Source organism: Agromyces selenitireducens, from assembly GCF_052748465.2.
In genome coordinates this window covers 3,404,189-3,426,264 of the sequence record NZ_CM188259.1, presented here as the reverse complement: position 1 = coordinate 3,426,264, position 22,076 = coordinate 3,404,189, and the positions used below count along the sequence as shown (strand labels likewise).

Genomic DNA, 22,076 nt, shown 5'->3' with positions numbered 1-22,076 from the left:
CGAAGGCAGCACGACGATGACCGTTCCCCTCACCGCCCGGCCCGACATCGCGGCCCTCGTCCGATCCAGCGCCGATCTCATCGAGTCCCTCCAGGACGCCGGCGGGGCCTACCCGGCCAGCCCGACCTTCTCGGCGTACTCCGGCTACAGCTGGTTCCGCGACGGCGCGTTCATCGCCGACGGCATGTCGAGCGCGGGGCGCGCCGAGTCCGCGGAGCGGTTCTTCGACTGGTGCGCCCGCACGCTCGAGTCGCGGGGCGACGAGATCGCTGCGATCGTCGCCGCCGCTCGCGCGGGCGAGCCCGCGCCCGACGCCGCGATGCTGCCGACGCGTTTCACGTTCGACGGCCTCGCGGGCGACGACGAGTGGTGGGACTTCCAGCTCGACGGCTACGGCACGTGGGTGTGGGCGCTCGACGAGCACGTGCGACGCCACGGCACGGATGCCGCCGGATGGGCGTCCGCGATCGCGCTGACCGTCGACTACCTCACGAGCTCGTGGCGGCGCCCCTGCTTCGACTGGTGGGAGGAGCACGCCGATCACGTGCACGTGTCGACACTCGGCTGCATCGCGGCCGGGCTGCGCGCCGCGGTGCGCCTCGGCGTGCTCGACGCGGAGCGCGAGGCACTGGCCGCGGCCGCGGCCGCCGAGGTCGAAGCCGTCGTGCGCACGCGCGGCACCGCCGACGGGCACCTCGCCAAGTGGCTCGGCTCGTCTGCCGTCGATGCGAGCCTCGCCGCGATCGTCGGCGTCATGGACGTCGTGCCCGCGGCATCCGATCTCGGTCGCGCGACCATCGCGACCATCGAACGCGACCTCACCGTCGACGGCGGCGTGCACCGCTATCTCGGCGACACGTACTTCGGCGGCGGCCAGTGGCCGCTGCTCTCGTGCCTCCTCGGCCTCGCCCACGCCCGGGCGGGCGACCACGACCGGGCCCGGGAGCTCCTCGACTGGGCCGCAACGACGGCAGGAGCCGACGGGTCGATGCCCGAGCAGGTCGAGCGCCGTCTCCTCGACCCGACCCGCGTCGACGAGTGGGTCGAGCGATGGGGCCCGTCGGCCGACCCGCTGCTGTGGACCCACGCGATGTTCATCCGCCTCGCCGTCGAGCTCGACGGCCTCGAATCCACTCGGGAGACCGCCGCATGATCCGTCACCGCCCCCTCGGCTCCGGCCACCCGTACTCGGTCGACACCGAGCAGCGATGGCCGCTCGATCCCGTCGCGGGCGAGCCGCTGCGACTCGGCGTGCGCGCGACGCCCGACGTCGAGGTCGTCGAGGTCGAGCTCGAGGTCACGGATGCCTCGGGCGCGCGCCGTACCGAACGTCACCCCCTCGAACCGGTGGCGAGCACCTCCCGCGGCCAGACGATCGACGGCGGTCACCTCGCGTCCGCGCAGGCGCGGCTCGCGCGAAGGGCGGGTGGCTGGGCGGTGGAATTCCCGGCGCCCGAGGCGGGCAGTGCCATCCGCTACCGCTTCGTCGGTCGCACCGGGGACGGCGCTGCGCAGCGCACACGCGCCTTCGAGACGACGATCGCGGCATGGGAGGCGGCCGCCGACGCCGCGGTCGCGGCATCCGGGCGCAACCGCGTCGTGCCGGGCAGCGTGCAGGTGCTCACCGACGGTGCCCGTGTCCGCCGGGTGCGCTTCGCCCTCCCGCTCGCGGACGGCGAGCACGTGACCGGCTTCGGCGAGCGCTTCGACCGGCTCGACCACCGCGGCACCGAGCTCGACTCGGTCGTCTTCGAGCAGTACAAGTCACAGGGCGCAGAACGGAAGACGTACCTGCCGATGCCGTTCGCCCACGTGGTCGGCGGCGACGGCTGGGGCTTCCACGTGCGCACCTCTCGGCGGGCGTGGTTCGACGTCGGCGCGAGCGATCCCGAGCGGCTCGTCGTCGAGGTCGAGGCGGCTGCCGCCGTGGGCGAGCCTGCCGCGACCGTCGCGTTCCACGACGGCACGCCCACCGCGGTGCTCGACGCGTTCCTCGCCGAGGTCGGCCGCCCCGAGGTGCTGCCCGACTGGGTGTTCCGGCTGTGGGCGAGCGGCAACGAGTGGAACACCCAGGCCGAGGTCATGCGCCAGATGGACCTGCACCGCGAGCACGACGTGCCCGTCGGCTCGGTCGTGATCGAGGCGTGGAGCGATGAGCGCACCTTCACGGCGTTCCGCGACGCGAGGTACGAGGTGACCGAGGACGGCGCACCGCACCGGCTGGCCGACTTCGAGTTCCCCACGGATGGCGCGTGGCCGGACCCGAAGGGCATGGTCGACGAGTTGCACGACCGCGACATCCGCGTGCACCTCTGGCAGATCCCGCTGCTGAAGGCGCGCCCGCACCCGACCGGGCAGGCGCGTGCCGATGCGCTCGCCGCGGAGCGCGAGGGAGTGCTGATCCGCGAGCCCGACGCGCGCGGCGGGCTTCGCCCGTACCGCAACCGCGGCTGGTGGTTCCCGCTGTCGACGATGCCCGACCTCACCGACGAGCGCGCCGCGCGCTGGTGGACCGAGAAGCGCCGCTACCTCGTCGAGGAGGTCGGCATCGATGGGTTCAAGACCGACGGCGGCGAGCACGCCTGGGGGCGTGAACTCGTCTACCTCGACGGCACGCGCGGCGAGGAGGGGAACAACCGGTTCCCGGTCGCGTACGCGAAGGCGTACGGCGACCTGCTGCGCTCTGCGGGCAAGGCGCCCGTGACGTTCAGCCGTGCCGGGTTCACGGGGTCGCAGGCGCACGGCGCGTTCTGGGCCGGCGACGAGAACTCGACGTGGGACGCCTTCCGCTGGTCGATGTTCGCGGGGCTCTCGGCGGCCGCGAGCGGCGTCCTCTACTGGGGATGGGATCTCGCGGGCTTCTCGGGTCCGCTGCCGAGCGGCGAGCTGTACCTGCGCGCCACGGCCGCGTCGACGTTCGTGCCGATCATGCAGTACCACTCGGAGTTCAACCATCACCGCCGACCGGTGCGCGACCGCACGCCGTGGAACATCGCCGAGCAGACCGGCGACGACCGCGTGCTCCCCGTGTTCCGTTCCTTCGCGCACCTGCGCGAGCGGCTCGTGCCCTATCTCGCCGCCGAGGCGGCCGAGAGCGTGCGGACCTCGTCGCCGCTCATGCGCCCGGCGTTCTTCGACCACCCAGAGTGGAGTGCCGCATGGACGCATCCGCTGCAGTGGTTCCTCGGGCGCGACCTGTTCGTCGCCCCCGTGGTGACCGAGGGCGAGGCCGAGCACGAGGTCGCGTTGCCGCCCGGCGACTGGATCGACGCGTGGACGGGCGAGCCGATCGCCGGCGATGCGGTGGTGCGCGCTGAGGTCCCGATCGATCGGATCCCGGTGTACGCGCGGGCCGATGCGTGGCCGGGGCTCCGGGAAGTCTTCGAGGCGCGGCAGTGACCGCGCACCGAGCGGTCTTCGAGGCCTTCCTCGCACGGGTCGAGGCGGGCCTCGACGGCAGGGACGAGGTCGTCGGCCTGGTCGGCATGGGCTCCACCGCGGAGCGCGACCGCGTCGACGAGTGGTCGGACCACGACCTCGCCCTGATCACGCACGAGGGTGGCCAGGACGCGCATCGATCCGCGGCATCCTGGCTGCCCGATCCCGACCGGATCGCCCTCGAGGTGCACGAGCACCATGGCGGGGTCAAGGTCGTCTACGACGATGGCCACGTGATCGAGTACGGCGTCGCGAGTCTCGACGAACTCTCCGACTGGGCGGCCGATGCGTACGACGTGCGCGTGGACCACGGTGGCGTGGCCGCGACGATGGCGGCGATCGCCTCGAAGCCCGCTCCGGTCGAGCCGGACGTCCAGCGCGATCTCGGGCTGGTCCTCGCGCTCGCGTTGATCGGCGTCGGCCGCGCTCGGCGCGGCGAGCGGCTCAGCGCCAACGCGCTCGTCCGAGGTGCGGCGGTCGACGCGCTCACCCGGGCGATCGCGGAGGGCGTTCGTCCCGAGCGCGATGCCCGCCCCGACGCGCTCGATCCCACACGTCGCTTCGAGTCCGCCCATCCGGTGATCGCCGCGCGGATCGACGACCTGCTCGCGAGCCCCGTCGAGGAGTGCGCTCACGGCCTGGTCGACCTCGCGGTGGAGCTGTTCGGGATCGGAGAGTCGGGGGTGTCGCCGCGCGGGCTGGCTGCGGTGCGACGGCGCCTCGGGTGGACTCGGTGGTCGTCGGAGGGGTGAGCGCCCGGCGACACCGCTACCGGGCGTACCGCTCCACGAAGTTGCGCAGCATTCGACTCGGCTCGGACACCGGGGCCCGGCCCGCCGAGGCGAGCGTGAGCTCGAGCTCGCCGGCGGCGAAGTAGCCGTGGTCGGCGTACGCGTGGATGCGCAGGACGATGCCGTCGAGGTCGAGCTCGGGGTGGTACTGCGTCGCGTACACGTTCGCGCCGACCCGGAACACCTGCACCGGGCACGTCGGCGACGAGCCGAGCAGGGTCGCCGAGCCGGGCAGCGACCGGATGGCCTCCTTGTGCCCGACGAACGCGTTGAAGGTCCGCGGAATGCCGGCGAGCAGCGGATCGGACGCGCCGGCGTCGGTCAGCGTGACCGGCACGACGCCGATCTTCTCGCCGTAGGTGCGGTCGATGGTGGCGCCCTGGTGCGCGCCGAGGGTGCCGACGCCGTAGCACGCGCCGAGGAATGGGAAGTCGCGGGCGACCACCTCGTCGAGGAGGGTGGCGAACTCGGCCTCGACGCGCTGCTGGACCGGTGACTTGGTCTCGGGCGGGTCGGAGGCGTTGAACGGGCCGCCGCCGACGAAGATCCCCGACAGCGCATCGAGGTCGAGCCGAGGCATCGGCTGCGCCTCGAGCCGGATCCGGATGAGGTCCCGTTCGTCGAGCCCGGTCTCGCGGAGGAACAGCGCGTACTCCTCGTCGGCGGGCAGGTCCTCGGCACGCGTGGCGAGGAGGACGAACGGTTTCATGGGTCCACGATAGGCGCGGCACGACGGGCCGAGTGCGCGTCAGTGCACGAATCGGCCGCCGCCGCCCGTCGAGCCCGCCGGAATCGCGAGCGCCGCGAGGGCGGCCGCGATCGCGGCGGCGATCGCCGCCGCGGCGAAGCCGCCGGCGATGCCCGTGGCCAGGAGCGCCGAGAACGCCGAGACTCCGATGGCGCCGCCGATCTCGTGGGAGGAGTTCAGGACTCCGGATGCGGCGCCCGCCTCGTCGTGATCCACGCGTGAGAGCGTCGTCGTGCTCGCGGACACGAAGCCGGCGCCGAGGCCCGCCGCCGCCGCGGTCATCCCGGTGATGGCGACCGCTTCGGCCAGGCCCGTCGCGACGGCGGCCGCGGCGAGCGCGAGCCCGCCCGCGGCGACGATGAGGGCGAACGGCGCGACCCGGCGCGCCCCGATCGTTCCGACGGTTCGCCCCGCGACGTGGGCACCGGCGACGATCGCGAGCGCGATCGGCAGGAACGCGATGCCGGTCGGTACCGGCGCCCAGCCGGCGCCGGTCTGGAGCTCGAACGAGAGCATGACGAAGCTCCCGACGAGCAGGCCCGTCGCGACGAGCATGAGCAGCGAACCCGCGGCGACCGGTCGGGACGCGAGCAGCCCGAGGCGGACGAGCGGTTCGGCGGCACGCCGCTCGACCGCGACGAACGCCGTAAGGAGGCCGAGCCCGCCGAGTGCGACGGCGATCCCGGCGCCTGCGTCGACGAGCTCGCCGACGGTGAACGACGCGACGATCGCGGCGATCCCCGCGGTCGCGAGCAGGGCGCCCATGACATCGATGCGCCCCCGCCGTCGTCCGCCGCGTGCGGTCGCGCCGATCACCGCCGGGACGGCGAGTGCGACGAGGAGCCCGACCGGCAGGTTGACGAGGAAGATCCAGCGCCATCCCGGCCCACCGGCGAGCAGCCCGCCGAGCAGGACGCCGACCGCTGCGCCCGCGCCCCCCACTGCGCCCCACACGGCGAGTGCCCGAGCGCGGCTCGGGCCGGTGAACGTGTGGAGCAGGGTCGCCAGCGCGGCGGGCGACAGCATGGCCGCGCCGACGCCCTGCGCCGCGCGGGCGGCGAGCAGCGCTGCGGCGTCCGTGGCGAGTCCGGCGATGAGCGAGGCGGCGGTGAAGACCGCGAGACCCACGAGCAGGAGACGACGCGGGCCGAAGACGTCGGCGAGGCGGCCGCCGAGGATCAGCAGGCCGCCGAACGGCACCGCGTAGGCCGCGATGGCCCAGCCCGCGAGCGCGGGGTCGATCCCGAGTTCGGCGCCCATGACGGGCAGCGCGAGGTTGACGACCGTGAGGTCGAGGACGAGCATCGCCTGCGCCGTGGCGATGATGACGAGCGCGAAGCGCGCTCCTCGCCCTCGCCGGTGCGGTGCGCCGCGCCGGATGGAGGGGGTGGCGGGGGACGGATGCGACATCTCGAGTCCAATCTCGAACAGTGGTGTACGGGTTTTAACTCATACACCCTTGTTCGAGATAGAGTCAAGGCATGACCGAACCCGCGACGCGCCCACCCCGCAGCGATGCCGTCCGCAATCGCGACGCCATCCTCGAAGCCGCCGCCGACGCGCTCGCACGCGACCCTCGGGCGAGCATGACCGACATCGCACGGGAGGCCGGCGTGGGCCGCGTCACCCTCTACGGCCATTTCCCGTCGCGCGAGGCGCTCGTCGAGGCGACGCTGCTCCGAGTCATCGAGCGCTCGGAGGCCGAACTCGCGTCACTCGATCTGAGCGGTGACCCGTTGGACGCGCTCGACCTGCTCGTCCGCCGGTCGTGGCGCATCGTCGACACGTTCCACCGGCTGCTCGGGGTCGCCGAGGAGACGCTTTCGAACGAGCGGATCCTCGCGCACCACGCCGAGCCCATGGCCCGCGTGCGCACGCTGATCGAACGAGGACAGCGCGTGGGCGCGATGCGCCGCGACCTCGACGCCGGCTGGCTCGCGAGTTGCTTCACGGCGCTGCTGCACACGGCGGCGGGTGAGCTGCGTGCGGGCCGGCTCAGCGAGGACGCCGCCGATCGCGTGGTCGCCGCCACGGTCGTCTCGCTCCTGGCCGCGCCGTCCGTGGCCGGCGGCTGACCACGACGACGGTGCGCCGGTCAGTACTGCGACGGCGTCGCGAGCACCGCCATGGTGCAGCGCGACACGCACACGAGGCGACCCTGCTCGTCGGTGATGCGGATGTCCCAGACCTGTGTCGTGCGGCCGCGCGTGATCGGCCGGGCCTCGCCGTGGACCCACCCCTCGGTGACGGGTCGGACGTGGTTGGCGTTGATCTCCATGCCGACGCAGTAGTAGCGCTCGGGGTCGACGGTGAACGACGCGCCCCAGCTGGCGAGCGTCTCCGCCAGCGCGACCGACGCGCCGCCGTGCAGCACGCCCGCCGGCTGGCGGGTGCGGTGGTCGACCGGCATCCGGCCCTTCAACGAGTCCTCGGTGAGTTCGGTCATCTCGATGCCGAGGGTGCGGATCATCGCGTGTTCACCGCGGGAGTTAGCCCACTCCAGCGAGGGCTCGCCGAACCAGATGCTCATGCGGTCGAGTCTGCCACGGCGCCCCGGCCGCGCCGGCCGGGCTCAGGCGAGCTCGGCGATGATGGGATGGATCGCGTCGTCGAAGGCCGCGGCATCCGCTCGCAGGTGGTCGGTGACGGCCACGGTCTTGCGGCCGATCCACCAGACGCCGGATGCCGCGAGCGGCAGCACCTCGACGTTCAGCTCGAACGAGTGCGCGCGCCGGCCGACCTCGCGCTCGTGCTCGGCGATGGTGCCCGCGTACGCGCGGTACGTGTCACCGGAGCGGGCGGCCGACGCGGTGCGGTAGCGCTCGTGCGCCCACTCGGCCCACGCGATCGCGGCCTCGGCGTGGGGGCGGATGGCGGCGGCGATCGCCTCGGCGCCCGAGACGGGCAGCGCGATCGCGGTGCCGTACTCGTCGATGAGCTCGAGCGGCACCGGCGACGGGTGCTCCTCGGGCTCGACGGTCATGGCCCACCACTCGCGCCACTGCTTCTCGAGGGTGTCGTGCGCGTCGACGTCGCGCGGGCCGTCGGCGCCGACGCGGCCCACGTCGCGCAGGCGCGGAAGCTCGGCCGGGGAGGCGATGCCGAGCACCTCACGCAGGTAGAGGGCGAGCAGGACCCCGGTGCTCGCGTTCTCGCGAATCACCCACGACGGCGTGGCACCCGCGTGCATGCTCGGATTCTACCGCCGCCCGCTGTCAGGCCGCCCGGAGGAGCGCGCCCGCACGGGTACCCTTGTCGGGTGAGCGCGAACTCGTCCTACGCCGCGGCCGGAGTCGATACCGCCGCCGGTGACCTCGCCGTCGAGTTGATGAAGGAGGCGGTCGCGAAGACGCACGGGCCGAACGTGCTCGGCGGCGTCGGCGGGTTCGCCGGCCTCTACGACCTCTCGTTCGCGAAGGACTACCGCCGCCCCCTGCTCGCGACCTCCACCGACGGCGTCGGCACGAAGATCGCGATCGCGCAGGCGCTCGACGTGCACGACACCATCGGGCAGGACCTCGTCGGCATGGTCGTCGACGACATCGTCGTGGTCGGCGCGACGCCGCTGTTCATGACCGACTACATCGCGTGCGGCCGGGTCGTGCCCGAGCGCATCGCCGCGATCGTCACGGGCATCGCGCGGGCGTGCGCCGAGACGGGCACCGCGCTCGTCGGCGGCGAGACCGCCGAGCACCCGGGTCTCATGGGCGTCGACGATTACGACGTGGCCGGCGCCGCGGTGGGCGTCGTCGAGGCCGACCGCGCGCTCGGCGCCGAGCGCGTCGTCGACGGCGATGCGGTCATCGCCATCGAGTCGAGCGGCCTGCACTCCAACGGCTACTCGCTGGTCCGGCACATCCTCGCGAACGCGAACCTGGCGTACACGGATGCCGCGGCGGACCTCGGCACGACCTGGGGCGAGGCGCTCCTCGAGCCGACCCGCCTCTACTCCGGCCCGCTCGTGAAGCTCCTCGCGCACGAGACGCTCGGCACCGCCGTGCACTCGCTCTCGCACGTGACCGGCGGCGGCATCGCGGCGAACCTCGCGCGCGTGCTGCCGCGCGGCTCGTGGGTCGAGGTCGACCGGTCCACGTGGTCGCCGCAGCCCGTGTTCCGCGTGCTGAACGACCTCGCGGGCACGACCCTCGAATCGACCGAGGGCACCTGGAACCTCGGCATCGGCTTCTTCGCGGTCGTGGCAGCGGATGCCACGGCACCCGTCATCGCCGAACTCGGCACGCTCGGCCTGCCGGCGTGGCAGGTCGGCACGGTCGCCACGGGCGCGTACGACGATTCGGCACCCGGCTGGGAGCAGGGCGCCAAGGGCGTCGACGGCGGCGCGGTCCGGCTCGTCGGAGCGTACGCAGGCTGACCATGCGCGCCGCCGTCTCGATCGGGCTGCCCGGCACCACCGACCACGCGACGCTGCGTGCGCTCGCGCCGCACCTCGAGCGGCTCGGCTTCCACGCGCTCTGGCTCAACGACGTTCCCGGAGGCGACTCGCTCGCGGGCCTGCGCTCGGCCGCCGAGGTCACCGAGCGGCTCCGCCTCGCGACGGGCGTGATCCCGCTCGACCGCCGACCGGTCCAGCGCCTCGACCCCACCGGGCTCCCCACCGACCGGACCACGATCGGCATCGGCTCGGGCGGATCGCGGCATCCGCTCGACGTGGTCGCCGACGGCATCGCCGCACTGCGGTCGAGAACGGATGCCGAGGTCGCCGTCGGCGCCCTCGGTCCGAAGATGCGTCGTCTCGCCGCCCGACAGGCCGACGCGGTCGTGCTGAACTGGCTCACGCCCACTGCCGCGGCACGTGCGATGGACGACCTGCGGCGCGATGCCGGCGATCGGGCCGATGCCGTGCGCGGGGTGCTGTACGTCCGGACCATCACCGACGGCGCCGCCCGAGCGGCGTTGCAGCGAGAGGCAGACCGGTACGGGTCGTTCGCGTCGTACGCCGCCAACTTCGCGCGTCTCGGCGTGCAGCCGATCGACGCGACCATCGACCGCGGCGCGACGCTCGCGTCCTACGACGTCGTCGACGAGGTCGTGCTGCGTGCGATCACCGTGGGCGGCACGCTCGCGGAGCTCGAGCGTTTCGCCGACGAGGCCGCGCGCTGGCGTGCCGCGATGGGATAGCCCGACGGGACCATCGGTCATGCGGCCCGAGCGCGCTCCGGACTAGCGTGGCGGACATGACGGCCGACGCCGAGCGCGCATCCGCCCACCGGTCGACCGGGCCGGAGGTCCGGCTCGGCCGTTGGGTCGGGTACGTGGTCGCGGGCGAGGGCGTCGGCTTCCTCGTGCCCGTGACCGGCTTCGCCCTCGCGGCGACGCTCGACCTCGAGGCGTGGGCGGCGTGGGTCGTCCTCGTCGTCGCCGGGGCGGGCGAGGGGGCGCTGCTCGGTCTCGGCCAGTCGCTCGCGCTGCGCAGGTCGCGCGCCGAGGTGCCGGTCGGCCGGTGGGTCGCGGCGACGGCGGTCGCGGCATCCGTCGCCTGGTCGATCGGGATGCTCCCGACCACGCTCGCCGACCTCGGCGCCCCGCCCGACTTCGGCGCCGCGGCCACGTGGTTCGCCGTCGCGATCGGCGGACTCGTGCTGCTCGCGACGATCCCGCTCGCGCAGTGGCCGGTGCTGCGCGCCGCGGGCGTGCCTCGCGCGTGGCGGTGGATCCCGCTCAACATGGGGGCGTGGCTCGCCGGCCTCGTGTTCACCTTCCTGCCGTCGCCGTTCGTCGACGAGTCCACGCCGCCCGCCGTGGCGTTCGCGCAGTTCGCGTTCGCGGGTGTGCTCATGGCGCTGACGGTCGCGCTCGTCACCGGCTGGGGGCTGCGGCGGATGACGCGTCGCTGAGGATCGCGACACGCGGGACCTTCGGCCTCGGGTCGTCGCGCGCGACGCCGCTACGGTGGTCGTGTCCTGGGGGAGTGCGATGGGGGAATCGCTCGAATCGGCATCGCGGGCCGAGCCGCGCATCGGGTCCGCGTCCGCGGTCGGGCGCGGCCGCGGGAACGGGCGCCTGCGCACCGCGGCCGGCGTCGTGGCGCTGGCGCTCGCCGCGGGCGGCGCCGTCCTGCTCGGGTCGCACGTGCTGCAGCCCGACACGGCCGCCGACCTCGTCACGCTGGAATCGGTGGACTTCGGATCGGCCCCCGACGGCCCCGTCGCGGCGGGCGAGGGGTGGACGGCGGAGGTGGCCGGGTCGGCGATGCGGCTCCGGGCCGACCATCCTGGCGCGATGCACCCGTTCTGGACCGCCTCGCCTTCGACCGACGAGATGGCGGTCACCGCGGCCCTCGCCTGGCCGGAGGACGCGTCCGTCGATGCGCTGTACGTCGGCGGCGTGACCGTCCTCGGTGCCGACGGCGCCGGGTGGGGCGTCGCCTGCGGCACGGACGGCAACGCCTACGTGCTCGCCGTCTGGGACGGCCGCAGCCAGGCGCTCGACACGATCCCCGACGCGGGATGCGGCGAGGGCCCGTTCACGCTGGTCCTGGACGCGCGTCGGGGCCGTGGCGGGACCGACACGATCGAGGCGCGCCTGCCGGACGGCGAGCGCGTCGTCCTCAAGCCGGGCGAGGTCCGCGGCCCGTACACGGGCGCCGGCTTCGTCATGGCGTCGGGCGACCGCACGCTGACGGTGCCGGGCCTCGACGTCCGGACCTACGAGGTGCGGGTCAGGGCGGAGGCGGACCCGGGCGCGGGCTCGTAGTCGATCGCCCGTGCCGCCACCGCGAGCACGAGCCGGCGCGGAGCGTATCGGCCCACTGCGGCGCCGAGCCTGTTGACGAGCCCGGTGACGAGCACGCTGGGGGTGCGGTCGCGGTCGAGCGCCCGCATCAGCGCGTCGACGACGGATGCCGGATCCGCCGGCGTTCCCACGGCGAGCGAGACCGGGTGGGTGGTCGTCGATGCCGCGGTCGCCGCGCTCCAGCGCCGTGCGTCCGGCACGAGCACCGCCCTCACGAAGCCGGACGCCACGCGCGCGGCCATGCGCGCCTGGGCGGCGCTGCATGGGATCGTGAGCCTGCGGCTCCACAAGGGCGAGGCGCTCTGGCCGACGACGGCACGCGAGGACGCCCTCGCAGTGGTGGCGCCGCTGGGTCGATCGCGGAGCCCGTCAGCGAGGGCGTGCGCAGGTGGTCAGGAGGCCCGGTGGGTTCCGTCGTCGGCCACGACGGAATCGTCGTCGGCGGTGTACTCGGCCCACTTCGACGCTTCGTCGTCGTAGTGGTCGTGGTTGGAAGCCGTGAGCTCGCGCTCGAGCGCGCTGTAGTCGGTCGCGGGGCTGAAGTACTTGAGCTCCCGCGCGACCTTGGTGTGCTTGGCTTTCTGACGGCCGCGCCCCATGCGTGACCCCCTTACGACGTCTGGCCGGGTGGGATGTACGTCACCCGGCTCTTCTGATAATGATCAATCCCGGCCGATAGTTTAGCACCGCCCGGAACGCCGAACGGCTTCCCCCGCGGCGGTGCGAAGTTGCCCCGCTGGCCCGCACCGGCCCCCCGGACGTGCTGAGATAGACGGGTGCATGCGATCCCCGAGCGAGTGACGGTCGCGGTGATCGGCGCAGGGCAGGCGGGCCTCTCCGTCGCGTTCTACCTGCGCCGTTTCGAGCTCGTCGCCGACGACGACTTCGTCATGCTCGACCGCGCGCCCGGGCCCGGCGGCGCGTGGCAGCACCGCTGGTCGTCGCTGCGTCTCGGCACCGCCCACAAGGTCAACGACCTGCCCGGGATGGCCGACATGGGCCTCAGCTTCGAGACCGCCGACCGGGCGCTCCCGGCGAAGGAGGTCGTGTCCGACTACTACGGGCGCTTCGAGGAGCACTACGACCTGCGGGTCCACCGCCCGATCGACGTGCGACGCGTCACCAACGACGGCGTCGACCTCCGCATCGAGTACGACGACCTCAGTCCCCAGCCGGTCGAGGAGCAGAAGACGCGCGGCTTCTTCGGGCGTCGCCGGAGGACCTTCCGCGAACCCGAGGCTCCGGAGGTGCCGCGGGGCGAACTGCGCGCCCAGTTCCTCGTCAACGCGACCGGCACGTGGGGTTCGCCCTTCGTGCCGTACTACCCGGGCATGGGCGACTTCCGGGGCCGTCACGTGCACACCTCCGACTTCGTCGACGCCGAGGACTTCCGCGACCGGCATGTCGTCGTGGTCGGCGGCGGCACGTCGGCGATCGGCTTCATGCTCGAGCTCGAGGACGTCGCGGCGGGCCTGACCTGGGTGTCGCGTCGGCCCGTCGACTGGCTCGACCGGCAGGTGCTCGATCTCGAGGGCGCGTCGGCGGCGGTCGCCGCACAGGACGAGGCAGCGCGCGCCGGCCGTGCGCTGCCGTCGATCGTGAGCGGCACCGGGGTTCCGAAGAACCGTCGCATCGCCGCCGGAATCGAGCGCGGCCTGCTCGTGGCCAGGCCGATGTTCGACCGCATCGAGGCCGACCGGGTCGTGTGGAACGACGGAACCTCCGCCCGCGCCGACGCGATCATCTGGGCGACCGGATTCCGACCCGAGCTGCGTCACCTCGCACCGCTGAAGCTGCGCGAGAAGGCCGGCGGGGTCGCGGTCGGCCAGGGCGCCTCGTGGAACGATCCGCGCGTGTTCCTCGCCGGCTACGGCCCGCAGGCCTCGACCATCGGCGCGAACCGCGCGGGTCGAATGATCGCCCGCCAGATCATGGCGATGATCTAGCGAGTGGCGTCGACGAGGTCGGCGACCCAGTCGTTCGTGTGCAGCACGCGGCCGTTCGCCACCTCGAAGTCGGCCTCGCCGAGGAGCCGGAACCCCGCCTTACGGCACACCGCGTTCGACGCCGGGTTGTCGACGCGCGGGAATGCGTGGACCGGCAGTCGCTCGCCCCGCTCCCGCGCCGCGTCGAGCATCGCGGTCACCGCGGCGGGGGCGATCCCGCGGCCGCGATACGCCGCTTCGACCGACCACCCCGCCTCGAGCACCGGCTCGTCGTGCCAGTCGCGCCGCCAATAGCCCACGATGCCGACTCCTTCGGGGTGGCCGGGAATGACGATCCGGAACTGGTGCGCCGTGCCCTCGCGACCGAGGCGAAGGTAGCGCTGGTGCCGGGCGCGCACCTCGTCGTCGGTCTCGGGACCGCCCAACTGGTCCATGAGCTCGGGCGTGTTCGCCCGCCGGAGGAGATCGAGGTCGTCCTCCGACCAGGCGCGCAGCGCGACGTCCGTCATGCGCCCAGTGAAGCGGATGCCGCCGACATCCGTTCGCCCGCCTCAGCCGCCGGCAGCGCATTCGCGTGCCGGAACCCCGAGGGGATCCGCACCATGCCGCCCGGGGGAGCGGTCATGATGCGGATCCTCATTCGAGACGAGACGAGACGAGACGGCGGCGCCCGCCGCTCGCTCAGCGCTGGGCGAGCTCGCGCAGCACCTCCGAGCGCACGTCGGCGAGCCGCGTGCGCAGCAGCGACACCGTGTCGGCGCTCACCCGGCCGCGGTTGGCCTGGCTGCGCAGCTCGAGCCGGATCTGCTGCCGGAACTCGGTGATGGCGAGGTCGGCCTCGTGCATCGCGCGCGTCGACTCCGCGTTCGGCTGCGGCGTCGCGGGCTCGCTGGTGGCGGCCTTCCTCGCCTCGCGCGCGGCGTTGGCGAGCTCGGCGCGGAGGCTCCGCATCGCGGTGTCCACCTCGGCGCGGACGCCCTCGGCGAGTCGACGGACCGAGTCGGTCACGTCGTCCTCGATGGCGTCGAGCTCGTGGCGGCGCGACTCGAGCTCCGCGCGCCCGGCGTCGGTGATCTCGTACACCGACTTGCGGCCGTCGGTGCGCTTGGTGACGAGCCCCTCCTCCTCGAGCTTGGCGAGGCGGGGGTAGATCGTGCCGGCGCTCGGCGAGTACGTGCCGCCGAACCGTTCGGACAGGGCCTGGATGAGTTCGTACCCGTGGCGGGGCCGCTCCTCGAGCAGGGCGAGCAGATAGAGGCGCAGGTTCCCGTGGGCGAAGACCGGCGGGGTCATGCGGATGCCTCGTCGCCGGTGCCGTGCGACGCGTCGGCGTCGTGTCCGGTCGGGCCCGCGGCATCCGCCCCGCTCGCCCCTGCGGAGCCCTGGGGACCCGCAGTGCCGGCGGACGCGCCCGTCCGCTGGCGGCGGATCACCGCGATCTTGCCCGAGACGCTGTTCGCCACGAGGTCGAGCCACGTGCCCACGAGCTCGCCGGTGACGCGCTCGAAGCCCTTGCCGAGCGTGCCCTTGATCTGCGTGTCGTCGAGGAGCAGCGAGCCGCCCACCGTGTTGACGCGGTAGCGCGCGCCGCTGCCGGCGTCGAAGCGCACGGTGAGGTCGCCCGAGACCGTATTGGTGTCGACGCGGCCGGGCGTGCCCCTCACGTCGAGGATCATGTCGCCCGAGACGGTGTCGGCCTTGAACGAGCCGACCTCGCCGGTGACCGTGACGTCGCCCGACACGGTGTGCGCCGTGACCCGGCCGGTGTGGTCGCCGACCGAGATCTCGCCGGAGACGCTCGTGCACTCGACGTCGCCCGCGTGGTTGTCGATGACGAGGTCGCCCGACACGGAGCTGAACCGGCCGTCGTTGTCGAAGCCCGACACGAGCGCGTCGCCCGAGACCACGCCGAGCTTCATGAGGACGTGCCGCGGCGCGAGGATCGAGACCTCGGCCTTGGCGCTGCCGGTGAAGCCCTTGAAGACCTCGACGAAGTTGTCCCAGCGCAGCTGCGGGTGGTCGATCTCGAGCGAGTCGCCGTCGATCTGGATCATGAGGTCCTTGCCGCTGACGCTGGACACCTCGACGCGGGCGCCGGGCTCGTCGTGCGCGATGACGTCGACCTTGCCGCCGATGAGGCTGACCTTCAGCTTGCGGACGAGTTCGAGGTCGATGACCCGGGTCTCGCCGGGGTTCACGACCCACTTCTCGATGGCCATGCGGTTCTCCTTCGTTCTTCGGCGAGCGGATGTCGCTCCGCCGGCGCCTGAGGGGCGCGTGTCGCGATATATCGCGTTCTGGATGGCAACACGATATATCGCGTTGCTGGGAGCGTCAAGATATATCGCGAGATCGCATGGGGTCGGCGGACTGCGGCATCCGCTTGACCTTGACGCGACGTCAACTTCTAGCATCGAAGCGAACCGGATGCCGCAGGAAGGGGAGATGGCGATGGACTGGTCGATCCAGGAGGTCGCGAAGCTCGCGGGCACGACGAGTCGCACGCTGCGTCACTACGACGACATCGGGCTGCTCGAGCCCTCCCGCGTCGGATCCAACGGCTACCGGTACTACGACCGGGCCGCGCTCGTGCGGCTGCAGCGGATCCTGCTGCTGCGCGAGCTCGGGCTCGGCCTGCCGGCGATCGCCGGGGTGCTCGACGGGCAGCGCGACGAGTCGCGCGCGCTCGCCGGCCACCTCGAGTGGCTGCGGCAGGAGCAGGAACGGCTGGCGCGACAGGTCGCGTCGGTCGAGAAGACCATCGAGGCACTCGAAGGAGGTGAACAGATCATGGCGAAGGACATGTTGGACGGGTTCGACCACACGCAGTACCGCGAGGAGGTCGAGCAGCGCTGGGGCGCCGACGCGTACGCTGCGGGCGACCGCTGGTGGCGCGGCATGCGCGACGACGAGCGGCAGGCGTGGAAGGAACGCACGGCCGCACTCGGGCGCGACTGGACCGCCGCCGCCGAATCGGGCATCGCGCCCGAGAGCGCGGAGGCGCAGGAGCTCGCCCGGCGCCACGTCGAGTGGCTCACGGGCGTGCCCGGCACGCCGGCCGCCGCGTCCGGCGGCGACGTGAAGGGCTACGTCATCGGCCTCGGCGAGATGTACGTGGCCGACGAGCGCTTCGCGGCCAACTACGGCGGCGAGGCGGGGGCCGCCTTCGTGCGCGACGCGCTGCGCACGTTCGCGGAAGCGAATCTGTAGGCGGTGTGACGAGCGGATGCCGCGGGGGCCGCTCCCGCGGCATCCGTCTGCAGGTTCGCTTCCGCGGCACCGCGCACGCGCCGAGTGTCCAGCGGATGCCACGTCGCGCCGGTCGCGGCGACATCCGCCGGACGCTCGGCGGTGGCGGAGGTCCTGGGTGAGCGACGTCAGACGGTGGCGATGCCGGCCGCGAGCCTGCGGAACCGCAGCGCGAGCAGCACGACGAACACGGTCCACGGCACGAGCGAGGCGAGCGCGAACACCGTGCCGACCACGCCGGCGGGCGACGGCACGACCATGAGGATGCCGGCAGCCAGCCCCCACCATCCGCTCGCCCGGGAGAAGTGCGCGGTGCGCAGGATCGCGACCGCGAACAGCAGGAGTGCGATCGCGCTCAGCACGTAGTACACGAGGAACGCCGTGCCGGTGTACCCGGCGACCAGCGCCTCGCCCGCGCCGAGGATCGCCGCGCGGCCCTCGGCGTCGGCCGTCGCGTGCGCGCCCGCGAGGTCGAGGAGCTCGAAGGCGGGGTTCGACGGGATGTAGGCCGCGACGCCGAGCAACCCGGACACCAGCCCGAGCGAGGTGAGCGTCGGCGCATCCGTGCGCAGGCGCACGAACAGCGCGACGTAGAGCACGGCGAGGATCAGGTTCTGGACCAGGTACAGCAGGTCGAGGCTGAGGAGCCCGAGCAGGGGGTTCGCGGTGAGGAGCTCAAGGTAGGCGGCGGCGGTCGTCGGGGGCGGCCAGGCGACGTAGATCGCGATCTGCACCGCGATGACGACGACCATGACCGCGAGCAGCCATGCCGTGAGCCGATACAGCGGCGCCCATGCGTTGCCGTCCGGCCCCGCTCGTCCGACCTCCACGCCGCCCCCCTTCGCGAACCCTCACGCTAGCCCCACCGCACGGGAGCCCGCGAGTGTCCGACGGATGCCGGGTCGCGGCGACCCGAGCGGCATCCACCGGACACTCGCGAAGCGCGGGCCGCTTGTGCGTAGGGCGACTCAGGCCTGGGCCGGGGTGACGCCCGTGGCGGGGTGCGGGATGTCGCGTTCCGGCACCCGGCCCGGCGTCGTGGCATCCGCTCGCCGGCGCACCGCGAACAGCGGGATCATGTAGCCGCACAGCGGGCCGATGAGCAGCGCGAACGCGAGCGTGCCGATGCCGACGTTGCCGCCGAGCAGGAATCCCGTGACGAGCACCGTGACCTCGATGCCCGTGCGGACGATCCAGATGCGCCAACCGGTGCGGCGGTGCAGGCCGGTCATGAGGCCGTCACGCGGACCGGGGCCGAAGTGCGCCCCGATGTAGAGGCCGGTCGCGGCCGCGAGCACGACGATGCCGCCGAAGAGCATGACGATGCGGACCCAGAGGTCGAGCCCGGTCGGGATCATCCAGAGCGAGAGGTCGGCGAACGGCCCCACGAGCAGGGCGTTCATGAGCGTGCCGAAGCCGGGCTTCTGGCGGATCGGGATCCACAGCAGCAGCACGATGCCGCTCGTGATGACGGTGATCAGGCCGAAGCCGAGGCCGGTCTGCTTCGCGATGCCCTGCGTGAGCACGTCCCACGGGGCGACGCCGAGCTCGCCGCGCACGATGAGCGCGATGCCGAGGCCGTACAGGTACAGGCCGACGAAGAGCTGCACGAGGCGGCGCGTGAAGACCGGCGCGGTGTCGGCGGTGCGGAGCCTGCGGAGGCCGCGAATGGGGCGGAGCGACATGATGCAATCCAATCCTCGAATTGGCCTTTCGGCAAGAAGCCAATTCGCCTAGAGTGGCCTGCATCATGGATGCCGCACTCAGCGCCCGCGCGCTCGACACCCTCCTCGGCGACTGGCGCTCGGGCGGCGGCAGCGCCTACCGGACCCTCGCCGACCGCATCCGCCTGCTCGTGCTCGACGGGCGGATCCCGGTGGGCACGCGCCTTCCGGCCGAGCGCGACCTGGCCGACCGCCTCGGGCTCAGCCGCACCACGGTCACCGCGGCCTATCGCGAGCTGCGCGACCAGCACCTCCTGCACAGCGTGCGCGGCTCGGGCAGCGTCGCCCGCCTGCCCGGCGCGCCCGCGGTGCTGCCCGCGCCGCCCGCCGCCGACTACGTCGACTTCTCCAAGGCCGCGCCGCCCGCGGTGCCCTGGCTCGCGGATGTCGCACGTGAGGCCGTCGACGAACTGCCGGCGCACCTCGGCGAATCCGGCTTCGACCCGATCGGCACGCCCGCGCTGCGCGCCGCGATCGCCGATCGCTACACCGCGCGCGGGCTCCCGACCCACCCAGAGCAGATCATGGTCACGATCGGCGCGCAGCATGCGATCGCGCTGCTCTCCCGCGCGCTCGTCAACCGTGGCGACCGCGCACTGATCGAGGCGCCGACGTACCCGCATGCCTACGAGGCGCTCCGCGGGTCGGGAGCCCGGCTCGTGCCGGTCTCGGTGTCGCCGGCCGACGCCGGTCCCGAGGGCTTCGGCGCGGCCGACGAGGCGGAGGACCTCGTGCGCGCCATCCGTCATTCGAACCCCGTCGCGGCCTACCTCATGCCCGACTTCCAGAACCCCACGGGGCGGTCGCTCAGTGCCGACGCCCGCGAGCGCGTGCTCGACGCGGCCGGCCGGCAGGGCACCGTTGTGATCGCCGACGAGACCACCGCCGAGCTCGACATCGACCGCGCCGAGCACCCGCTGCCGCTCGCGGCCTACGGCCCGGCGGTGATGGTCGGATCGGTCGGCAAGACGGTGTGGGGCGGCATCCGCGTCGGGTGGATCCGTGCCGACCGGCCGCTCATCCGCAGGCTGCTCGCGGTGCGGTCGCCGGGCGACCTGGGCACGCCGATCCTCGAACAGCTCATCGTCGGGCGCCTGCTCGGGCGCATGGACGACATCCTCGACCTGCGCCGCGAGCAGCTGCGCGCCGGGCGAACGCACCTCGAGTCGCTGCTCGCCGGCGCGTTCCCCGACTGGCACGTGCCGCACGTCGACGGCGGCATCGTCACCTGGGTGGGCCTCGGTGCGCCGGTGAGCTCGCAACTCGCGCTCGCCGCGCGTACCGAGGGGCTCATCGTCGCCGCGGGACCGCGGTTCGGCATCGACGGCGCCTTCGAGCGGTTCCTCCGCCTGCCGATCTGCTACCCGCCCGAGGTGACGGATGCCGCGGTGCAGGCGCTCGCGCGGGCCTGGGGGTCGCTCGCCCGCACGCCGGTGCCCGACCAGAGCGTGCTCGCCGCGGTCGTCTGACGGCCCCGCCGGCCCACCGCCGTCGAACCACCGTCGCCGACTCACGCGAAACGGCCCGCGGACGGGCCGTTTCGCGTGAGTCGAGGGAGAGGGGGTCGACGGGCGTTCACCTTCCGTCAACGCCCCGGTCGTCCGGCGGCGCGAGAGTGGTGCGGTCCACACCCCCGATCGAAGGTGACCGATGCTCTCCTCACGACTTCGCCCCCGAATCCGGCGCACCGCCACGCCGGTGCTCGTGACCGCGGCGCTCGCCGCGGGACTCCTCGCGACCGCCCCCGCCGTGGCCGCGCCCGGCGGCCCGAACGCCGCTCCCACGATCGACCCGATCGAGGTGTCAGCCGACGGCGCCGCCCTCTCCCTGTCGCCGGTCGGCACGTACGAGACCGGAGTCTTCGACGAGTCCGCCGCCGAGATCGTCGCCTACTTCGACGAGCGGATGTACGTCGTCAGCGCGCAGGCCGGCCTCGTCGAGGTGATCGACGTGAAGAAGCCCGCGACGCCGAAGAAGGTCGGCGAGCTCGCCGCCGACGGCATCCCGAACTCGGTCGCCGTGCGCGCCGACGGGCTCGGGGTCGTCGCGCTCGAGGATGCCGGAGACCGGACTGCGCCGGGCCGCCTCGTGTTCTTCGACGCGACGAAGAAGAAGCCGCGCGTGCTCGGCAGCGTCGAGGTCGGCGCGCTGCCCGACATGGTCGCGATCTCGCCCGACGGCACGCGCGCGGTCGTCGCGAACGAGGGGGAGCCCGCCGACGACTTCGGCACCGACCCCGAGGGCTCGGTGGCCGTGGTCGACCTTCCCGCGACCGTGGCGGCGGCCGCGCAGGCCGACGTCCGCATCGCCGACTTCCACGAGTTCGAGGAGGGCGGCTCGAAGACGCTGCCCGCCGGCGTCCGCGTCTTCGGGCCGGCGCCCGAGGCCGACCTGCCCGTGTCGCGCAACCTCGAGCCGGAGTACGTCGCGATCGACGGCGACGCCGCCTACGTCTCGCTCCAGGAGGCCAACGCGATCGCCGTGGTCGACCTCGCGACGGCGACCGTCGAGGAGATCCTCCCGCTCGGCTTCGTCGACCACTCGGTTGCCGGGCACGGGATCGATCCGTCCGACCGCGACCCGCAGGGCGCGCCCATGTTCGACATCCGCACGTTCGAGGGCCTGAAGGGCATGTACCTGCCCGACGGGCTCGCCGCCTACCGGTCGGGCGCTCAGACGCTCCTGGTCTCGGCGAACGAGGGCGACGCGCGCGAGTGGGGCGACTACGAGGAGCCGGCCCGAGTGAAGGACCTCGGCGACGACGGCCTCCCGCCGATCTGCGCGGCGAGCCCGGCCGCCGCGCTCGCCGGCGACGCCGACCTCGGCCGCCTGAACGTGTCGACCGCGATGGGCCTCAGCGCCGACGGGTCCTGCTACGAGGAGCTCTACGCGTTCGGCTCGCGCTCGTTCTCGATCTGGTCGACCGAGGGTGACCTGGTGTTCGACTCCGGCGAGGACTTCGAGCGCATCACGCACGAGGCGGCGTCCGGGTTCTTCAACTCGAACCACTCCGAGTCGAACCTCGAGGGCCGCAGCGACGACAAGGGCCCCGAGCCCGAAAGCCTCGCGATCGGCGAGGTCGACGGCCGCACCTATGCGTTCATCGGCTTCGAGCGCGTCGGCGGCGTCATCGTCTACGACATCACCGAGCCGACGGATGCCGCGTTCGTCACGTACCTCAACCGCCGAGACTTCTCGGTGTCGGTCGAGGACGACGGCGTCGAGCGGCTTCCGTCCGCGGGGGACCTCGGCCCGGAGGGGCTCACGTTCATCCCCGCGGAGACGAGCCCGACCGGCGCACCCATGCTCGCGGTTGCGAACGAGGTGTCGGGCACGACGACCCTCTACGACCTGGTCGCGAACGGCTGAGTCGCGCGGCCCGGCGGCCGGGCGGACACGGAGCTCCCGTGCCCGCCCGGCCGCGGGC

General features: G+C 73.2%; 23 protein-coding genes. 12 read left to right on the top strand and 11 right to left on the bottom strand.

Features of this window, described 5'->3' with window-relative positions:
• Positions 1-16: 16 nt before the first annotated feature.
• From ACULK4_RS16075 to ACULK4_RS16065, 3 genes are read left to right on the top strand one after another with little or no spacing between them, the layout of a single operon-like run.
• Entirely contained in the window at positions 17-1,153 is a 1,137-nt protein-coding gene (locus tag ACULK4_RS16075) for a glycoside hydrolase family 15 protein (RefSeq protein ID WP_445963395.1), read from the top strand.
• Positions 1,150-3,399 (top strand): glycoside hydrolase family 31 protein, encoded by a 2,250-nt coding sequence (locus ACULK4_RS16070; protein WP_445963394.1) that lies wholly within the window; start codon positions 1,150-1,152, stop codon positions 3,397-3,399. The genes ACULK4_RS16075 and ACULK4_RS16070 overlap by 4 nt, the downstream gene beginning before the upstream one ends.
• Entirely contained in the window at positions 3,396-4,190 is a 795-nt protein-coding gene (locus tag ACULK4_RS16065) for a hypothetical protein (protein ID WP_445963393.1), read from the top strand. The genes ACULK4_RS16070 and ACULK4_RS16065 overlap by 4 nt, the downstream gene beginning before the upstream one ends.
• Before the next feature lie 16 nt (positions 4,191-4,206).
• Here ACULK4_RS16065 and ACULK4_RS16060 read toward each other — a convergent pair whose 3' ends face one another.
• Entirely contained in the window at positions 4,207-4,938 is a 732-nt protein-coding gene (locus ACULK4_RS16060; protein ID WP_445963392.1) for a glutamine amidotransferase, read from the bottom strand.
• A gap of 39 nt (positions 4,939-4,977) precedes the next feature.
• Positions 4,978-6,387, bottom strand: coding sequence for an MFS transporter (locus ACULK4_RS16055; RefSeq protein ID WP_445963391.1), 1,410 nt, complete (start codon positions 6,385-6,387; stop codon positions 4,978-4,980).
• 71 nt (positions 6,388-6,458) lie between these two features.
• Between ACULK4_RS16055 and ACULK4_RS16050 the strand changes: the two genes are divergently transcribed.
• Positions 6,459-7,052, top strand: coding sequence for a TetR/AcrR family transcriptional regulator (locus ACULK4_RS16050; protein WP_445963390.1), 594 nt, complete (start codon positions 6,459-6,461; stop codon positions 7,050-7,052).
• Between the two features lie 20 nt (positions 7,053-7,072).
• On the opposite strand, the gene ACULK4_RS16045 is transcribed toward ACULK4_RS16050, so the two are convergent.
• Together ACULK4_RS16045 and ACULK4_RS16040 are read right to left on the bottom strand one after the other, a co-directional pair.
• Positions 7,073-7,507, bottom strand: coding sequence for a hotdog fold thioesterase (locus ACULK4_RS16045; protein ID WP_445963389.1), 435 nt, complete (start codon positions 7,505-7,507; stop codon positions 7,073-7,075).
• A gap of 42 nt (positions 7,508-7,549) precedes the next feature.
• Entirely contained in the window at positions 7,550-8,167 is a 618-nt protein-coding gene (locus tag ACULK4_RS16040) for a zinc-binding alcohol dehydrogenase (RefSeq protein WP_445963388.1), read from the bottom strand.
• Between the two features lie 69 nt (positions 8,168-8,236).
• Here ACULK4_RS16040 and purM point away from each other — a divergent pair, with 69 nt between their 5' ends.
• The 4 genes from purM (at position 8,237) to ACULK4_RS16020 (ending at position 11,691) form a co-directional block, all read left to right on the top strand.
• Positions 8,237-9,349, top strand: a complete 1,113-nt coding sequence (gene purM, locus ACULK4_RS16035) for a phosphoribosylformylglycinamidine cyclo-ligase (RefSeq protein WP_445963387.1) — start codon at positions 8,237-8,239, stop codon at positions 9,347-9,349.
• A 2-nt stretch (positions 9,350-9,351) separates the two neighbouring features.
• Positions 9,352-10,116 carry an LLM class flavin-dependent oxidoreductase gene (locus tag ACULK4_RS16030; RefSeq protein ID WP_445963386.1) on the top strand — a complete coding sequence of 255 codons (765 nt, stop codon included), beginning with the start codon at positions 9,352-9,354 and terminating at the stop codon, positions 10,114-10,116.
• A gap of 56 nt (positions 10,117-10,172) precedes the next feature.
• Positions 10,173-10,832, top strand: a complete 660-nt coding sequence (locus ACULK4_RS16025; RefSeq protein WP_445963385.1) for a hypothetical protein — start codon at positions 10,173-10,175, stop codon at positions 10,830-10,832.
• Positions 10,833-10,911: 79 nt separating this feature from the next.
• Positions 10,912-11,691, top strand: coding sequence for a hypothetical protein (locus ACULK4_RS16020; protein ID WP_445963384.1), 780 nt, complete (start codon positions 10,912-10,914; stop codon positions 11,689-11,691).
• On the opposite strand, the gene ACULK4_RS16015 is transcribed toward ACULK4_RS16020, so the two are convergent.
• Both ACULK4_RS16015 and ACULK4_RS16010 read right to left on the bottom strand, forming a co-directional pair.
• Positions 11,643-11,972 (bottom strand): hypothetical protein, encoded by a 330-nt coding sequence (locus ACULK4_RS16015; RefSeq protein ID WP_445963383.1) that lies wholly within the window; start codon positions 11,970-11,972, stop codon positions 11,643-11,645. The genes ACULK4_RS16020 and ACULK4_RS16015 overlap by 49 nt on opposite strands.
• A 150-nt stretch (positions 11,973-12,122) precedes the next feature.
• Positions 12,123-12,329, bottom strand: coding sequence for a DUF3073 domain-containing protein (locus ACULK4_RS16010; RefSeq protein ID WP_445963382.1), 207 nt, complete (start codon positions 12,327-12,329; stop codon positions 12,123-12,125).
• A 177-nt stretch (positions 12,330-12,506) separates the two neighbouring features.
• Here ACULK4_RS16010 and ACULK4_RS16005 point away from each other — a divergent pair, with 177 nt between their 5' ends.
• Entirely contained in the window at positions 12,507-13,676 is a 1,170-nt protein-coding gene (locus ACULK4_RS16005; protein WP_445963381.1) for an NAD(P)-binding domain-containing protein, read from the top strand.
• Here the strand turns inward: ACULK4_RS16005 and ACULK4_RS16000 are convergent.
• From ACULK4_RS16000 to ACULK4_RS15990, 3 genes are all read right to left on the bottom strand, one after another.
• Positions 13,673-14,185 carry a GNAT family N-acetyltransferase gene (locus ACULK4_RS16000; protein ID WP_445963380.1) on the bottom strand — a complete coding sequence of 171 codons (513 nt, stop codon included), beginning with the start codon at positions 14,183-14,185 and terminating at the stop codon, positions 13,673-13,675. The two genes, ACULK4_RS16005 and ACULK4_RS16000, sit on opposite strands and share 4 nt — an antisense overlap.
• Positions 14,186-14,357: 172 nt before the next feature.
• Positions 14,358-14,969, bottom strand: coding sequence for a PadR family transcriptional regulator (locus ACULK4_RS15995; protein WP_445963379.1), 612 nt, complete (start codon positions 14,967-14,969; stop codon positions 14,358-14,360).
• Complete coding sequence (locus tag ACULK4_RS15990; RefSeq protein WP_445963378.1) at positions 14,966-15,895, bottom strand: DUF4097 family beta strand repeat-containing protein; 930 nt, start codon at positions 15,893-15,895, stop codon at positions 14,966-14,968. Before ACULK4_RS15990 ends, ACULK4_RS15995 begins: the two co-directional genes overlap by 4 nt.
• 232 nt (positions 15,896-16,127) lie before the next feature.
• On the opposite strand from ACULK4_RS15990, the gene ACULK4_RS15985 reads away from it, so the two are divergent.
• Entirely contained in the window at positions 16,128-16,886 is a 759-nt protein-coding gene (locus tag ACULK4_RS15985; RefSeq protein WP_445964132.1) for a MerR family transcriptional regulator, read from the top strand.
• A gap of 167 nt (positions 16,887-17,053) precedes the next feature.
• Here ACULK4_RS15985 and ACULK4_RS15980 read toward each other — a convergent pair whose 3' ends face one another.
• Both ACULK4_RS15980 and yczE read right to left on the bottom strand, forming a co-directional pair.
• Positions 17,054-17,755, bottom strand: a complete 702-nt coding sequence (locus ACULK4_RS15980; protein WP_445963377.1) for a DUF4386 family protein — start codon at positions 17,753-17,755, stop codon at positions 17,054-17,056.
• A 138-nt stretch (positions 17,756-17,893) separates the two neighbouring features.
• The gene (yczE, locus tag ACULK4_RS15975; RefSeq protein WP_445963376.1) at positions 17,894-18,610 is read right to left on the bottom strand and encodes a membrane protein YczE; all 717 of its coding nucleotides are present in this window, start codon (positions 18,608-18,610) and stop codon (positions 17,894-17,896) included.
• A gap of 65 nt (positions 18,611-18,675) precedes the next feature.
• On the opposite strand from yczE, the gene yczR reads away from it, so the two are divergent.
• Positions 18,676-20,118, top strand: coding sequence for a MocR-like transcription factor YczR (yczR, locus tag ACULK4_RS15970; RefSeq protein ID WP_445963375.1), 1,443 nt, complete (start codon positions 18,676-18,678; stop codon positions 20,116-20,118).
• Positions 20,119-20,299: 181 nt separating this feature from the next.
• Positions 20,300-22,018 (top strand): choice-of-anchor I family protein, encoded by a 1,719-nt coding sequence (locus ACULK4_RS15965; RefSeq protein ID WP_445963374.1) that lies wholly within the window; start codon positions 20,300-20,302, stop codon positions 22,016-22,018.
• Positions 22,019-22,076: the final 58 nt, after the last annotated feature.